The sequence below is a fragment of the Ensifer adhaerens genome (genome assembly GCF_013283195.1).
Lineage (GTDB): Bacteria > Pseudomonadota > Alphaproteobacteria > Rhizobiales > Rhizobiaceae > Ensifer > Ensifer adhaerens_G.
The window spans coordinates 326,022-339,580 of the sequence record NZ_JABEKT010000004.1; the positions used below are offsets into that span (position 1 = coordinate 326,022).

The window sequence follows — 13,559 nt, forward strand, 5'->3', positions numbered from 1 at the left end:
TGACAGAAAATAAAGCAGAACAAACTATACAATTATAATCAAGTATAAAAATAACATCTGTCAATTCAAAGGGATATTTACCCCAACAATTGCAGTGGTTCTTTGCAAATCGGGACCAAGAGTCACACTTCGTATTTTCGTAAATCACCATATGAAGAGAACAATGAAAGAACGATGGCCCGCTCCAGCGCGTCGGTGAAAGCGCCAGCCGCCCGCAGCTTGGTGACGTCGAAGACATTGGATTTTGAAGAGAACTTGGCGATTCGCTGCATCGCCGATTGCAGATTTGCCGAAGCGAACAGGTTTTCGCACGACAATACTATGCGCCGCTCAGCGGTCTCGCCCTCTCCCTGAACGACAGGCCAAGCGTACCACCTTCCCCGCGATTGCCGGTTGACAACCCGCATGAGATCAGGACACATATTGCATTACAAAGGGATCAATTCCTTAATAAGGGAATAAACGGAGGACTTGGGGTGCCGGACTTGCTTGTGAGCTTGTATTCGCCGACGCTCGCCAATCTCAAGCGGAAAACCGACACGACGGGCATTCGCATTCGCCCGGCGCTTCCGCCGGAAATGCATGTCGTCGTCGAATGGGTAAGGCAGAACTTCAGTGAGAATTGGGCGAGCGAGGTTTCCGTCGCCTTTTCCCGCCAACCGATTGCCTGCCTGATTGCGGTGGACGATGGAAAGCTGCTCGGCTTTGCCTGCTACGACACGACCGCGCGCGGCTTCTTTGGCCCGACCGGAGTGTCGCCCGAAAGTCGCGGCCGCGGCATCGGCGTCGATCTGCTCACCGCGTCGCTCGAGACCATGAAGACACTCGGACACGCCTATGCCTTCATCGGCGATGCCGGTCCGGTCGACTTCTACGCCAAGACCATCGGCGCGGTCGCCATCCCCGCCACCGACAAGGGCATCTACGAAGGCATGCTTCGTAGCCCATCCAAATAATCACCTGAACATCGGAGCTTTCCCATGGCATCGACGCCGCTTGCCCTTTTCGTCGGGCTTCCCAATCCCACACTCTCGGACGACGAGTTCGCGCTGTTTCGCGAAACCAATCCGCTCGGTCTCTTCGTCGGCCGCCGCAATCTGCGCGAGCCTGGCCAGGTCAAGATCCTGATCGAGCGTTTTCGCGAGGCCGTCGGCCGCGAGGACGCGCCTGTCTTCACCGATCAGGAAGGCGGTCGCGTCCAGCATCTCGACGCCGGTCCCTGGCCGCTTTTCCGTAGCTTCGGCCAGTTTGCCGAACTGGCACGCCATGACCTTGACCTCGGCCGGAAGGCGCTTCGCCTGTCGTCGCAGGCCATGGGCACCATGATGACCGAACTCGGACTGACCAGCGGCTGCTCGCCGGTTCTCGATCTCGTCTTCGAAACGACCAGCTCCGTCATCGGCGCGCGTTCCTTCGGTTCGGATCCCGATTTCATCGCAGCACTTGGCCGCGAAGTCGTCGACGGCCTGCTCGAGACCGGCAACATGCCCGTGATGAAGCACATCCCCGGCCATGGCCGCGCAACACGTGATTCCCACAAGGAACGCCCTGTCGTCGACGCGTCGCGCGAAACGCTTGAAGCGACCGATTTCAAGCCCTTCGTTGCCCTCAAGGATACACCCTGGGCGATGGTCGCCCACGTCGTCTATTCGGCCTATGACAGCGAGCTGCCGGCCTCGATCTCGCCGACTATGCACGACGTCATCCGCAAGGACATGGGCTACGAGGGCGTGCTGGTCTCCGACTGCATCTTCATGGAATCGCTGCGCGGCACCCTGCCCGAGCGTGTGAAGCAGGTGCTCGACGCCGGTTCCGATATAGCACTCCACAGCCACGGCGACCTGGCCGAGAGCGAGGCCGCGGCCAAGGCCGCGCGTCCGCTGACGGAGGCGGCGCAGAAGCGCATCGCCGCCGGCCAGAGCCGGATCGGCAAGCTCAAGGTCGACGTTCGCGCGGCGCACGCCGAAGTCGAAGAGATGTTCAAGAGCGTTCTCGTCGCCTGACGAGACGCCATTCACCAATCAAGGGGGGAGAAACCATGAAAAGATCCGTTCTCTGGGCAGCGACCGCGCTGACCCTTTTTGCCGCACCGGCGATGGCGCAGTCGGTCCTGACCGTCAACATCGAGCCAGCCACCACCTGGGTTCGCAACTTCAACCCGTTCAACCAGACATCGGCGCGCCAGAGCACGCTCGACTTCATCTATGAGCCGCTGATCGTCTTCAATCGCTTCGACGACAACAAGCCGACGTTCCGCCTCGCGGAAAGCTTCAAGCTTGCCGACGACCTGAAGTCGATCGAGTTCAAGCTGCGCCCGAACCTGAAATGGTCCGATGGCAAGCCACTGACCGCCGCCGACGTCAAGTTCACCTATGACTATCTGAAGAAATTCCCGGCGCTCGATTTCGTCAGCATCTGGACCTTCATCACCGGCGTCGAAGCCGTCGACGGCCAGACCGTGCGCTTCACGCTCGCCAATCCGAGTTCGCTTGCCGCCGAGCAACTGGCGCAGCTGCCGATCGTGCCTGAACATGTCTGGAAGGATATCGCCGAGCCGGTGACCTTCGCCAACGAGACACCTGTCGGCAGCGGCCCGATGACAGAAATCCCCCGCTTCACCGGTCAGACCTATGACCAGTGCCGCAACCCGCACTACTGGGATGCAGCGACCCTGAAGGTCGATTGCATGCGCTTCCCGCAGTTGGCCGACAACAACCAGATCCTGACCGCGACCGCCTCAGGCACGCTCGACTGGGGCGTTTCCTTCATCCCGGATATCGAGAATGTCTATGTCGCCAAGGACCCGGAGCACTTCCATTTCTGGTATTCGCCGAGCAGCATGGTGGCTTTCCTGTTCAACCAGGAAACCGCCAACGAGAACAACCGCAAGGCCTTCAACGACGTAAAATTCCGCCGGGCGGCCTCGATGGCGCTCGACCGGGGCACCATGGTCGACGTTGCCGGCTACGGCTATCCGACGCTCAACGAAGATCCGGCCGGCATGGGCGAACTCTACAAGAGCTGGGCTGACCCGTCGGTTGCGACCGACTTCGGCACCTACGGCAAGTATGATGCCGATGCCTCCAAGGCACTGCTCGACGAGGCCGGCTATGTCGACAAGGACGGCGACGGCTTCCGCGACAATCCGGACGGCAGCAAGATCGCCTTCTCGATCATCGTGCCGAGTTCCTGGACCGACTGGATCGACACGGTGACGATCGCGGTGGAAGGCCTGCAGGCCGTCGGCCTTGATGCCAAGATCGAGACCCCGGAGGAAGCCGTCTGGACCGGCAACCTCATCAACGGCACGTTCGACGCGGCGATCAACAGCCTGCCGGCATCCGCCTCGCCCTACTATCCCTACAAGCGTGCTTTCAGCGCTTCGGACAAGGGCAAGACACGCTTCACCGCACAGCGCTGGTTCAACGCCGACGTGGAAAAGCTCCTGACCGAGTTCACCCACACGGCCGACCTTGCCAAGCAGAAGGAAGCCATGAACAAGGCCCAGCGCATCGTTGCCGAAAACATGCCTGTCATGCCGGTGTTCAACAACCCGAACTGGTATCAGTACAACACCAAGCGCTTCAAAGGCTGGGTGACGGCTGAAACCCCGTTCGTCAATCCGTCGATCTCGCGGACCAACCCGGCGCGCCTGCTGCACCTGTTGGCTCTTGAGCCGGTCAACTAAACATCCCAGGACTGGCGGGAGCGGCTCACGATCGGGCCGCTCCCGTCTCCGCGTGGGCTCTTTGAGAGCAGACCTGCTCAGCGAAGGCTCGCGCCGTTTCTAAAGGTTTCTGCCGCCTCTCTGCCGGTAACGGGATCAGGCGCAGTCGATGGAGTCCCCATGGCTTTCCTGCTTCGCCGCCTATGCTTCTATCTGGCAGCCTTCGTCGCGGCGGCGACGATCAATTTCTTCCTGCCGCGACTGATGCCCGGCGATCCCGTGCAGATCATGTTTTCGAGCGCGGGCGCGGAGCTGCCGCCTGAAAGCCTGCAGGCGCTGAAACTGACCTTCGGTTTCGTCGACGGCCCGCTCTGGCAGCAATACCTGACCTATCTCGGCAGCATCTTCAGCGGCGATCTCGGCCGCTCGATCAAGTATTTCCCGCTGCCGGTGTCGACGGTTCTCGGCAATGCACTGGTCTGGACCGTGGGCCTGATGGGCACGGCGACGATCATCAGCTTCACGCTTGGCACCTTTCTTGGCATTCTCGCCGCCTGGCGTCGCGGCAGCCTTTTCGACGTCATCGTTTCCGTCGGCGCGATCTTCGCGACCTCGGTTCCGGCCGTCGTCACGTCGCTGATCGTCGTCTTCTTCTTCGGCTTTACACTCAACTGGTTCCCGACAGGCTACGCCGCCGACCCGGCGCTCGACCCGGCCTTCACGCTGCAATACATCGGCAGCGTGCTCTATCACGGCCTGCTGCCGATGCTGACGCTCTGCACGGTGCTGACGGGCGGCTTTGCCGTCACCATGCGCAACAACATGATCAACCTGCTCGGCGAGGACTATATCGTCATGGCCCGGGCGAAGGGGCTGTCGGACGGCCATGTGATGCTCTGGTATGCGGCGCGCAATGCGCTGTTGCCGACCGTGTCGAGCCTGGCCATCGCCATCGGCACGATCCTCGGCGGCTCTTTGGTTACCGAAGTCGTGTTCAACTATCCGGGCCTCGGCAACATTCTCTATCAGGCGATCCTTGCCCGCGACTACCCTGTCATCCAGGGCCAGCTTCTGATCATGACCGCGACCATGCTCGTCGCCAATTTCATCGTCGACGTCAGCTATGTGTTGCTCGACCCCCGCTTGAAGAGGGCGTGAGATGAAGTCCCAACCCTTCGGATTGATCCGAAACCGCAAGGCCCTTGTCGGCGTCGCCATCATCGCCTTCATTCTCGTTGTAGCACTCGCCGCACCGCTGCTGACCCCTTATGATCCGGGCGCGCGCGTCGGCCGCCCGCATCAGGCCCCGTCGCTCGCCCACTGGCTCGGCACCACCCGCATCGGCCAGGACGTGTTCACGCGGCTGATCTATGGTGCCCGCACCTCGTTGGCCGTCGGTTTCGGTGCAGGCCTGCTCATCACCATCGTCGGCACCGCGCTTGGCATTCTGGCCGGCTATCGCGGCGGCAAGGTCGACGAGGTCATCAGCTTCTTCACCAACATGGTGCTGGTGGTTCCCAACCTGCCGCTGCTGCTTGTTCTCGCCGCCTTCATCGGTCAGGCGAGCCCCTGGGTCATCGCGCTGATCCTTGGCGGAACATCCTGGGCCTGGGGCGCGCGCGTCACCCGCGCCGAGACGCTGTCCGTCAAGCAGAAGGACTACGTCAAGTCGGCGGAGATGATGGGCGAGCCACGCTGGCGCATCATGACCTTCGAGATCTTTCCCAACCTGATCTCGATCGTCGGCATCAACTTCATCGGCAGCGTCATCTTCGCGATCATCACCCAGGCAACCCTTGAGTTTCTCGGCCTTGGCGATCCGAAGGTCGTCTCCTGGGGCACTATGCTCTATGCCGCCCAGAAGGCCTCGGCCCTCTCTGTCGGCGCGTGGTGGGACATTCTCACGCCCTGCTTTGCGCTTGCCTTCCTCGGCATCGGCCTGTCGCTTCTGAATTTCGCCGTCGACGAAATCGCCAATCCCAGGCTGCGCACCGGCAACCGCCTAGGACGCTGGTCCGCGCTCATTCGTTCCGGGGAGGGTCGCCTGTGACCGCACCATTGCTATCGGTGAAAAACCTGACGATCGACTATATCGGCGAGGAGAAGGATTTTCGCGCCGTCGACAACGTCAGCTTCGATGTCGCACCGGGCGAAGTCTTCGGACTTGCCGGCGAATCCGGCTGCGGCAAGAGCACCATCGCCTTTGCCATCAGCCGGCTGCACAAACCGCCGGCGCTGATCCGGCGCGAAAGCACCATCCTGCTCAACGGCCGCAACGTGCTCGATCTCGACGACAAGGGCTTGCGCGATTTCCGCTGGCGCGAAGTCGCAATGGTGTTCCAGAGCGCGATGAATTCGCTCAATCCGGTGCTGCGCATCGAGCAGCAATTCTATGATGTCCTGAAGACCCACAAGGGCATGAGCCGCGCCGAGGCCCGCGACCGCACCGCGGAAATGCTGAAGCTCGTCGACATTGCCCCAGACCGCATGCGTGATTACCCGCACCAATTTTCCGGCGGCATGCGCCAGCGCATCGTCATCGCCATCTGCCTGGCGCTCGATCCGCGGCTGGTGGTGATGGACGAACCGACGACCGCGCTCGACGTCGTCGTGCAGCGCGAAATCCTGCAGCGGATCAACGAACTGCGCCGCAGCCTCGGCTTCGCGGTGCTGTTCATCACCCATGATCTCGGCCTGATGGTACAGTTCTGCGACCGCATCGGCATCATGCTTGCCGGCAAGCTCGTCGAGCAGAACACGGCGGAAGCGATCTACGGATCGCCTCAGCACGACTATACCAAGAAACTCTGGGCCTCCTTCCCCTCTCTCCATGGAGGTGTCCTGCTATGACCGGCATGCAGACCCCGATCCTCGCTCTCGACAATGTCACCAAGACCTTCGGCAACGGGCCAGGCGCCGTTCGCGCTGCCCGATCGATCTCGTTCTCGCTGCATGCCGGTCGCGCCCTTGCGCTTGTCGGCGAATCCGGCAGCGGCAAGACCACTTGTGCCCGCATGGCGATGCGCGAATATCTGCCGACGGAAGGCAAGATCCTGTTCAAGGGTCAACCGGTCGAAGGCAGCAATGCCGCCGAAGCGGCCCACTACCGCCGCGCGGTGCAGATGATCTTCCAGGATCCGTTCGCCTCGCTCAATCCGGCCCACACCATCGCCTATCATCTGAAGCGGCCGCTGCTGCTGCATCGCCCTGACATCAAGCGGTCGGAGATCGACGCGACGGTGCGGGCGCTGCTGCAGCAGGTGAAGCTCGATCCCGACCTTGTCGCGCCGAAATACCCGCACGAACTCTCCGGCGGCCAGCGCCAGCGCGTCAACATCGCCCGCGCGCTTGCCGCCAAGCCGGAGGTGATCGTCGCCGACGAGCCGACATCGATGCTCGACGTCTCCGTTCGCCTCGGGGTGCTCAATCTCTTGAGCGAAATGAAGCAGCAGATGAAGCTCGGGCTGCTCTACATCACCCACGACATCGCCACGGCGCGCTATGTCGCCGAGGATATTGCCGTGATGTATTCCGGCCAGATCGTCGAATGGGGCAATGTCGGCAAGGTGATCGACAATCCCGCCCATCCCTATACGAAGCTCCTGCTTTCCGCGGTTCCCGACCCGGATATCCGCTTCGACGACCCGAGCGTGCGGCTGCGGCCGGAGGATGTGGAGGAGATCCGGCGCAAATCGGCGATGACGCAGGACAGGATCGTCGAGGTCGACAGCGATCACTTCGTTCGCGCCGCCTGAGCCGGCAGCGACGGCCGGTGGTCAGCCTCTGGCTAAGCCATCTTCGCAAAGTGCCGAAACAGCACGCGCCCCGCATTCGAACGGGGCATTCTCCATAGCACGGGCGCAAACCCTGAGAATGCATGTCTGCCGACAGCCTTACTCAATTCTCCCTCATTCCGGCCTTGTGCCGGAATCCAGCGAGCTGACGTCCGTCAGATCAAGATACCCTCCCACCCAGGGACTTGGGTGGGCTAGATTCCTGTGACGAGCGAAGGAATCTTCTCGTTTCTTCTTACCCCAAACCTAAACATTCGATATCGCGTACACGCTTCAAACCCATATATTCCGGGTAGTTGACCATTACAGTACCGTACAGTTGACATCATTTGCAGACACGCCTATTTCTTACCCCTAGGGTAGACGGGGTAAGACAAGATGCTTCTCACGGACAAGACAATACAGGCTTTGAAGCCGAAGCCAAATCGGCAGGAGATCGCCGATACCGGCGCGAAAAATCTCTATATCGTCGTGCAGCCGTCCGGCTCGAAGAGTTGGGCCTATCGCTTCTCGCTGAATGGCAAGGGTGCGAAACTCACCTTCGGCGGATATCCCGCCATCTCCCTTCGTGAAGCGCGCAAGCTGGCTGGTGAAGCCGCCGCCCTCGTCGAGGCTGACAAAGACCCGCGTATCGTCGAGAAGGAGCGCAAGGCCGCTGAAGAAGAGGCGAAGGCCGATACCGTCGCCGCCACGCTCAAGGCCTATGACGAACGGCGGCTATCGAAGAAGTCGGCTCGCACCCGCTACGAACAGAAGCGCATCCTGAAGAAGGATTTCGAGAAGTACCACGCCGACACGCCGGTCACGAAGTTGCGCCGCCGCGACTATGCCGATGCGATCCAGCGCGTCTATGACCGTGGCGCGACGACCATGGCGAACCGATTTCAGGAAGCGCTGTCGGGTTATCTGACGTGGCTTGCCGACCGTGGCATCCTCGATGTCAATCCAATCGCCCGCATGGAGCCATTGACAGAGGAAGAGCCACGCGACCGGGTGCTCGACCTTCGCGAGCTTCGCCTCGTCTGGCTCGGCGCTGTGCGGCTTGGCGGTGCCTATGGCGACATCGTGCGCGCCCTGATCCTGTCCGGTCAGCGCAAGATGGAAGTCGGTGCCGCGCGCTTCTCCGAGTTCAAGTCCATCGACAATCATCGCACCCTCTGGACCATCCCGAAGGAACGGGTGAAGACGAAGGTCGAGCAGCGGCTGATTATCCCGGCCATGCTTGCCGATATCTTCCTGTCGCGCCCGGTCATCAACTTCTCCGATCTGGCCTTCACCACGACGGGAGAGAAAGCGCTCTGGTCCTATTCGAAGGCGAAGCGCGACCTCGACGCCGAGATCGCCAAGGTTGCCGCTGAAGAGGATCAGGAGCCGCCTGAAGCGTGGACCTTCCATGACCTTCGCCGCACCGCCGCGACGCATATGGGCCGGATCGGTGTCGATCCCTACGTCGTCGAACTGGTGCTCAACCACGCGGTCGGCTCAAGGATCGCGCGGACCTACAACAAGCATGACCCCCTCGACTTGAAAGAAGACGCCCTGTTGCGCTGGTCGGTCGAGGTCGAGCGCATCGTTCGCGGTGCCGATGTCATCCCGTTCAAGAAAGAAACGAAATGAAACTGATCATCGCCGCCGCTCTGGTCGCTGTTGCACCGGTTCCGGCGTTCTCTGCACCCGCGAGCGCCAATTCCGATTACGCCTGTCGGGAAGCAGCGTCGGAAAACTTGCAGCCGACCGTTTCCAGTGCCGACCGCAATCGGATCGTTCGCGCTTGCAAGGCGGCGTTCGCCGACAAGAACTATTGGAAGAGCCCGGAAGCTGCTTGCCAGCGGCAAGCGAAGAAGTTCAGCGACAAGGGACTGTCCTTTACGGTCGATTACATCTGCATGAGCGCGGCTTTACTGGCCTCCGGCGAGCAATAGGGTGCTCGCCTTTCCGTCCCAACCATGAGACACTGCGGGTGCCTTTTCACTGAGGCTTCATGGTGGGAAAAGCGAAGGCCGGGTGCCCAATCATCCGGCCTTTTGCTTGCCTTGAGCATATCTAGCGTGACAAGCCCGCAAGCGTTATCTTTGCCGCATGAGCGAAACGACTCCCTCTATCGAACAAGCCCGCGCCGCCTACAACGCCTTGAAGCAGAGCTATGAGGCGTCGGTGATCCAGCGCCGTCTCGGCCTATCCGGGCAATCCCGCCATTCCCTCGATCACATCGTCGCCGATGCCGGACGCCGGGTAAAGTTGATCAATTGGCTGAAGGCGACGCAAGCTTTTGACCGGCAATACGAGCGGCGCGGCCCAAGATGAACCGTGAACCGACCGGCGCGCAACTGATGGAAAGTCTGGTCGCCGACCTTCAGAAGCTCGGCTATTCGCCCCGGCAGATTGCGAAGGAATGCGGTGTCTCACACAATACCGTCTGGCGCGCATCGGTCGGGCAAGCGACCGCCCCGCTATGGTCAACCTTCGAGAAGCTGCGCGATTTCCATGACCGGGTGAAGGGATGATGGCCGGGCATAGCCAAACACCCGGCCATCCTTCCGACTGAAGCGGCTCTCTCATGCTCCGGTCAGGTCGCTATCTTCCTTGCTTCAGCAGTCCACCCGGCCTTGATTCAGCGACAAGCACCGCTTGGACCGCGACATTGATCCGGTTGCCGAGATCGCGCGCATCTTCGCTGTTGGCGGTCACAAGCCCGGTCGCGACATCGATCTTGATATCGTTCGAGATGCTGGTCGTATTGCCCATGCCGCCGCGCCGAACGGTACTCCTCGGAATGACCACTTCACCTTTCTGAAGGACCGCCCCGAACTCGTCGGGCATCAGACCATTATGCAAGCGCGGCGCGTTGGCGAAAATGGCCGGTGAAACCCCGCTGCGCATGGAGCGGACACCACCCGTCTTGCTGCCGTTGTGCATGGTCGGCGCTGCCGGGAATGGCAAGCCTTTGACGATGCCGCCGCCGCCGAAGCCGAGAAATTGCTTGATCAGCCCACCCAACGCGTCTTGCGCGAACATGGTTTCAATCGCCGTGTTGATCATGCTGTCGACGATCCGGTCGAGCGCGTTGCGGAAAGCGTCGGCGGCACTGACGCCGTTCCTCAAATCGTTGACGAAACCTGAGACGGCGACCTTGGCGGTCTGAGTGACAGCCTGTGCGTAGCGCTCCTGCGCCTGACGGTCCTGCTCGCGCGCCTGCGCCAGTTGCCGGTGTTGTTCGGCGAGCCCCTGCGCGGCGATGCCGGTGGCGACCATGGCTGCGGCAATTTCGTTGTGCTTGTCGATCAACTGTTGATCGACGACAAGGCCCGCCGCCTTCGCCGCCGTGTTCAGTTCCTCGACGATGCGCGCCTGTTCGATCAGCGCCGTGCGGTCGCTCTCGCTTTTCGACAAGTCGGTGTTGACGACGTTCTCACGCGTCGCGGCTTCGGTCTTGGCGTTGATCGAGGCGAGCAACTGGTCGTATTGCTCGCGCTGGTTTCTGAGGCTTTCCGTCGCCTTGTCTGCGGCTTGCTGCTCGGCTTCCATGCGTGGTCGCATCGACTGAACGTGCCCGGCATCGGTGCCGGGAAGCGGGAAGTTGAGACCGAAGTCGCGCGCGCGGCTCTGCACGCGTCTGATCTCGTCGGCGCTCATGCCGCCGAAGTTGAGGTCTGCGGCCAGCCCCTTCTCATGCAGCGAGGTTCCGGGTTTGGCGGCTGGTCGGACACCGCTGTCATAGATGCGCCTCTGCTCCTCAAACGAACGGAAGGCGGAGACGACCTTGATGGATGGAAATTCCTTCAACAACTCGGCGAGGCTGTCGGCGAAGTCGCCGTCGAACTTAGTGATCGCCGCGCGGATTTTCGTGCTGACCGCCCTCGATTGCAGGTAGCCGGTCGAAGGGCCGTTGGCGATGTCGCGGTCGCGGATATTCGCGTCGCGCCTGGCCTCGCGGAGGCTTGTCAGGCTTTCGAGCTTGCTGTCGAGGTTGTCGAGACCCTTGGCTTCCTGCACGAGATTCGACATCGCCGTGACCGCCGCCGTCAACGCCGGAACGACGCTGTTCTCGAAGATGGCGGCGAAGTCGCGAATCTTCTGGTTTGGCAGCTTGGCGACGGTCGCGTTGAACAGCGCCTGAAAGCGCTCGACATCGGTGAGTGTCGCCGTCTGGTCGGCGATCTTTCGCTTCAGCGTTTCCCATGCCTCGATGACCGGAGCGAGCTTTTCCTTCATCTTCGGGGTTTTGTTGAACAGCGCGACCGCGTTTTCCATCTGCGCGTTGACAGCAGCCATCGCCTCGGCTGACCGCGCCTGCGCTTCAGAGACACCAGCCGCTGCGGCCTTGCGTTTCTTCTCTGCCTCTGCGGCCCGCTCGACCTGATCGTTCCACGCCTTCAGTTGCGGCATTGAGGTGGCGTATTCGCTGGCGACTGAATGGATCAGCTTGCGCTGCTCTTCCATCGCCTTCTTCGCCTCTTCGCCGCCCTCTTCGGCCTCGTTGAAATACCCTTCGGCTGCTTGCATCAGATATCCGAAAGCCAAAATCGACGCGCCGACGCCGAGCGTCGCGGGTGAGAGCATGCCCGCCAGCGACGCGCCGATTCCCTTCAGGAGCCCGCCCGATTTGGCAAGGTCTTGTATTGCAACACCAGCTTGCGACGCTTGCTGGCTCATGACCATGAACGGCGATGCGCCCGACAAGAGGCTGGTTGTGACATCTTGCAACTGAAATGTCAGGTTGCGCGTCGAGTTCGCCATCGACTTGCTGATCTGCTGCGACGTCCGGTCGATCACCTTGTCGGTGTTCTTCCAATCCTTCTCGATCGCCTTCGTCGTGTCGTCGGTCGCCTTTTGCGAATCCTTCAGCGCTCGCTTTAGCTGCCTGTTATCCGCCAGGATTTCCAGCATCAGTTTTTCGGTGAGTGACGCGGCCATGATCTAAACCTTCTTCAGCGCGTTACGGAGCGCCTTGCCCATCATCCTGCGGATATCCTTGCGCGATGCCCGGAATACGGGGCGGACGTGCGGCTGCGGCGCGATGCCGGGATGCTGACCGCCCGACTGCTTGCCTGTCTTCAAGACAGAGCCTTTGCCGATGGCATGCGACCGCGTGCCATATTCGAGGAATTTCCAGATGAAGTCGCCGATGACGCCGGTCGCGTTCGGATCGGTGGTCTGCGACGCGGTGAAACTAGCCGCCCGTTGTTCGGCAGTGATGTCGGCAAGCTTCACTGCATGGATCGAATTGGCATAGTCGCCGAACTGGCGGGGTGCGACACTGGCGATACGCTCGGCCACCATTTCCGCCGCCTCGACCTGCACCTTGGCGACCTCCGGCACGATGTTCTTGTCGATGCGATTGAAGGCGTCGAGAACCTTCTGCCTGCCGATGAACCTGGTACGCGCCATTTGAATTACCCGATAGGTGCTCGATCAATAGAAGCCCGTAGACGCGCGTTAGCTGTCGCGGGTGACGTGAGATGCCAGCCCGACCACGTTTGACGCCTGACGCGCCGCCTTGAGCGCCGCCGACGCCTCAATCGCGCCGCTCGACCTCAGTTTTGCGATGAAGGCTTCGATTTGCTCGACGGCATCGATCAGGGGAAGCGTTTCGGTGGTGATGAAACCCTCCTCGCTGCCTTTGATGAACATGGCTGCGCCGCTGTTGACGATGACAAATGTCAACTCGCCGGGTTCACTCGGAAGAACCGGAACGTCGTGGCGCACGCCACCGGTCATGGTCGGAAAAGGTGCAATCCTCACTGGTTCGCTCATCGGTATTCACTCCCCATCTGTTGCCGTAGTTTCTCGACCTCATCGCGCAATTGCGCGACTTGGCGCTGCAACGCGACCCGCTCGGCGCGATGGCTTTCGAGCGCCGCTTCGATCCGGCCATCGACCTCAGTGCGCGCCAGTTCGGATGCGCGCGACCTCGCTGAAGTGATGAAGTCGCGCCGAAGCCCGGCGAACCTGCCGTCGAGGCTGGCGAGCGTCGAGGCCTCGAACGCCCTGAACTTCTCGCCAATGAAGGCGGCGAAGCGGTTGAGCGTTTGCTTGCTGGCCGGTGCCTCACGCTCTTTCGGTTCAACGCGACCGTTCCGGTGGATCATGTTCATGGC

General features: G+C 61.2%; 16 protein-coding genes. 11 read left to right on the top strand and 5 right to left on the bottom strand.

Features of this window, described 5'->3' with window-relative positions; translation table 11 throughout:
- Nucleotides 1-122: 122 nt before the first annotated feature.
- On the bottom strand, nucleotides 123-272 hold the full coding sequence (locus tag LPJGGPFB_RS28005) for a hypothetical protein (RefSeq protein WP_173423200.1): 150 nt from the start codon (nucleotides 270-272) through the stop codon (nucleotides 123-125).
- A gap of 204 nt (nucleotides 273-476) precedes the next feature.
- On the opposite strand from LPJGGPFB_RS28005, the gene LPJGGPFB_RS28010 reads away from it, so the two are divergent.
- The 11 genes from LPJGGPFB_RS28010 to LPJGGPFB_RS28060 all read left to right on the top strand — a co-directional run bounded on the left by LPJGGPFB_RS28010 (nucleotide 477) and on the right by LPJGGPFB_RS28060 (nucleotide 9,965).
- Nucleotides 477-956 (top strand): GNAT family N-acetyltransferase, encoded by a 480-nt coding sequence (locus tag LPJGGPFB_RS28010; RefSeq protein ID WP_173423201.1) that lies wholly within the window; start codon nucleotides 477-479, stop codon nucleotides 954-956.
- A 24-nt stretch (nucleotides 957-980) separates the two neighbouring features.
- A complete protein-coding gene (locus LPJGGPFB_RS28015; RefSeq protein ID WP_173423202.1) occupies nucleotides 981-2,003 on the top strand; it encodes a glycoside hydrolase family 3 protein in 1,023 nt (340 codons plus the stop codon).
- Between the two features lie 35 nt (nucleotides 2,004-2,038).
- Complete coding sequence (locus LPJGGPFB_RS28020) at nucleotides 2,039-3,688, top strand: ABC transporter substrate-binding protein (protein WP_173423203.1); 1,650 nt, start codon at nucleotides 2,039-2,041, stop codon at nucleotides 3,686-3,688.
- Nucleotides 3,689-3,847: 159 nt separating this feature from the next.
- Nucleotides 3,848-4,825 (top strand): ABC transporter permease, encoded by a 978-nt coding sequence (locus LPJGGPFB_RS28025; RefSeq protein ID WP_173423204.1) that lies wholly within the window; start codon nucleotides 3,848-3,850, stop codon nucleotides 4,823-4,825.
- A gap of 1 nt (nucleotide 4,826) precedes the next feature.
- On the top strand, nucleotides 4,827-5,717 hold the full coding sequence (locus LPJGGPFB_RS28030; protein WP_173423205.1) for an ABC transporter permease: 891 nt from the start codon (nucleotides 4,827-4,829) through the stop codon (nucleotides 5,715-5,717).
- Nucleotides 5,714-6,517: an ATP-binding cassette domain-containing protein gene (locus LPJGGPFB_RS28035; protein WP_173423206.1), complete on the top strand. Its 804-nt coding sequence runs from the start codon at nucleotides 5,714-5,716 to the stop codon at nucleotides 6,515-6,517. Before LPJGGPFB_RS28030 ends, LPJGGPFB_RS28035 begins: the two co-directional genes overlap by 4 nt.
- 5 nt (nucleotides 6,518-6,522) lie before the next feature.
- Complete coding sequence (locus LPJGGPFB_RS28040; RefSeq protein ID WP_173423445.1) at nucleotides 6,523-7,422, top strand: ABC transporter ATP-binding protein; 900 nt, start codon at nucleotides 6,523-6,525, stop codon at nucleotides 7,420-7,422.
- Nucleotides 7,423-7,839: 417 nt separating this feature from the next.
- Nucleotides 7,840-9,078, top strand: coding sequence for a tyrosine-type recombinase/integrase (locus tag LPJGGPFB_RS28045; protein WP_173423207.1), 1,239 nt, complete (start codon nucleotides 7,840-7,842; stop codon nucleotides 9,076-9,078).
- On the top strand, nucleotides 9,075-9,383 hold the full coding sequence (locus LPJGGPFB_RS28050) for a hypothetical protein (protein WP_173423208.1): 309 nt from the start codon (nucleotides 9,075-9,077) through the stop codon (nucleotides 9,381-9,383). Before LPJGGPFB_RS28045 ends, LPJGGPFB_RS28050 begins: the two co-directional genes overlap by 4 nt.
- Before the next feature lie 157 nt (nucleotides 9,384-9,540).
- A complete protein-coding gene (locus LPJGGPFB_RS28055; protein ID WP_173423209.1) occupies nucleotides 9,541-9,765 on the top strand; it encodes a hypothetical protein in 225 nt (74 codons plus the stop codon).
- Nucleotides 9,762-9,965, top strand: a complete 204-nt coding sequence (locus LPJGGPFB_RS28060) for a helix-turn-helix domain-containing protein (RefSeq protein WP_173423210.1) — start codon at nucleotides 9,762-9,764, stop codon at nucleotides 9,963-9,965. Before LPJGGPFB_RS28055 ends, LPJGGPFB_RS28060 begins: the two co-directional genes overlap by 4 nt.
- 70 nt (nucleotides 9,966-10,035) lie before the next feature.
- Here the strand turns inward: LPJGGPFB_RS28060 and LPJGGPFB_RS28065 are convergent, their stop codons facing one another.
- Genes LPJGGPFB_RS28065 through LPJGGPFB_RS28080 form a run of 4 tightly spaced genes read right to left on the bottom strand, consistent with a single transcriptional unit; the run spans nucleotide 10,036 to nucleotide 13,556 of the window.
- Nucleotides 10,036-12,375, bottom strand: coding sequence for a phage tail length tape measure family protein (locus LPJGGPFB_RS28065; RefSeq protein WP_173423211.1), 2,340 nt, complete (start codon nucleotides 12,373-12,375; stop codon nucleotides 10,036-10,038).
- A gap of 3 nt (nucleotides 12,376-12,378) precedes the next feature.
- Nucleotides 12,379-12,849: a hypothetical protein gene (locus tag LPJGGPFB_RS28070; RefSeq protein WP_173423212.1), complete on the bottom strand. Its 471-nt coding sequence runs from the start codon at nucleotides 12,847-12,849 to the stop codon at nucleotides 12,379-12,381.
- A 48-nt stretch (nucleotides 12,850-12,897) separates the two neighbouring features.
- Nucleotides 12,898-13,215: a hypothetical protein gene (locus tag LPJGGPFB_RS28075; RefSeq protein WP_173423213.1), complete on the bottom strand. Its 318-nt coding sequence runs from the start codon at nucleotides 13,213-13,215 to the stop codon at nucleotides 12,898-12,900.
- On the bottom strand, nucleotides 13,212-13,556 hold the full coding sequence (locus tag LPJGGPFB_RS28080) for a hypothetical protein (RefSeq protein WP_173423214.1): 345 nt from the start codon (nucleotides 13,554-13,556) through the stop codon (nucleotides 13,212-13,214). The genes LPJGGPFB_RS28075 and LPJGGPFB_RS28080 overlap by 4 nt, the downstream gene beginning before the upstream one ends.
- Nucleotides 13,557-13,559 lie beyond the last annotated feature (3 nt).

Bases quoted from the DNA above. Each gene is read 5' to 3' on its own strand.
- LPJGGPFB_RS28005 (WP_173423200.1), bottom strand. From the start codon at position 272: ATGCAGCGAATCGCCAAGTTCTCTTCAAAATCCAATGTCTTCGACGTC.
- LPJGGPFB_RS28015 (WP_173423202.1), top strand. From the start codon at position 981: ATGGCATCGACGCCGCTTGCCCTTTTCGTCGGGCTTCCCAATCCCACA.
- LPJGGPFB_RS28020 (WP_173423203.1), top strand. From the start codon at position 2,039: ATGAAAAGATCCGTTCTCTGGGCAGCGACCGCGCTGACCCTTTTTGCC.
- LPJGGPFB_RS28025 (WP_173423204.1), top strand. From the start codon at position 3,848: ATGGCTTTCCTGCTTCGCCGCCTATGCTTCTATCTGGCAGCCTTCGTC.
- LPJGGPFB_RS28030 (WP_173423205.1), top strand. From the start codon at position 4,827: ATGAAGTCCCAACCCTTCGGATTGATCCGAAACCGCAAGGCCCTTGTC.
- LPJGGPFB_RS28040 (WP_173423445.1), top strand. From the start codon at position 6,523: ATGCAGACCCCGATCCTCGCTCTCGACAATGTCACCAAGACCTTCGGC.
- LPJGGPFB_RS28045 (WP_173423207.1), top strand. From the start codon at position 7,840: ATGCTTCTCACGGACAAGACAATACAGGCTTTGAAGCCGAAGCCAAAT.
- LPJGGPFB_RS28050 (WP_173423208.1), top strand. From the start codon at position 9,075: ATGAAACTGATCATCGCCGCCGCTCTGGTCGCTGTTGCACCGGTTCCG.
- LPJGGPFB_RS28055 (WP_173423209.1), top strand. From the start codon at position 9,541: ATGAGCGAAACGACTCCCTCTATCGAACAAGCCCGCGCCGCCTACAAC.
- LPJGGPFB_RS28060 (WP_173423210.1), top strand. From the start codon at position 9,762: ATGAACCGTGAACCGACCGGCGCGCAACTGATGGAAAGTCTGGTCGCC.
- LPJGGPFB_RS28065 (WP_173423211.1), bottom strand. From the start codon at position 12,375: ATGGCCGCGTCACTCACCGAAAAACTGATGCTGGAAATCCTGGCGGAT.
- LPJGGPFB_RS28070 (WP_173423212.1), bottom strand. From the start codon at position 12,849: ATGGCGCGTACCAGGTTCATCGGCAGGCAGAAGGTTCTCGACGCCTTC.
- LPJGGPFB_RS28075 (WP_173423213.1), bottom strand. From the start codon at position 13,215: ATGAGCGAACCAGTGAGGATTGCACCTTTTCCGACCATGACCGGTGGC.
- LPJGGPFB_RS28080 (WP_173423214.1), bottom strand. From the start codon at position 13,556: ATGAACATGATCCACCGGAACGGTCGCGTTGAACCGAAAGAGCGTGAG.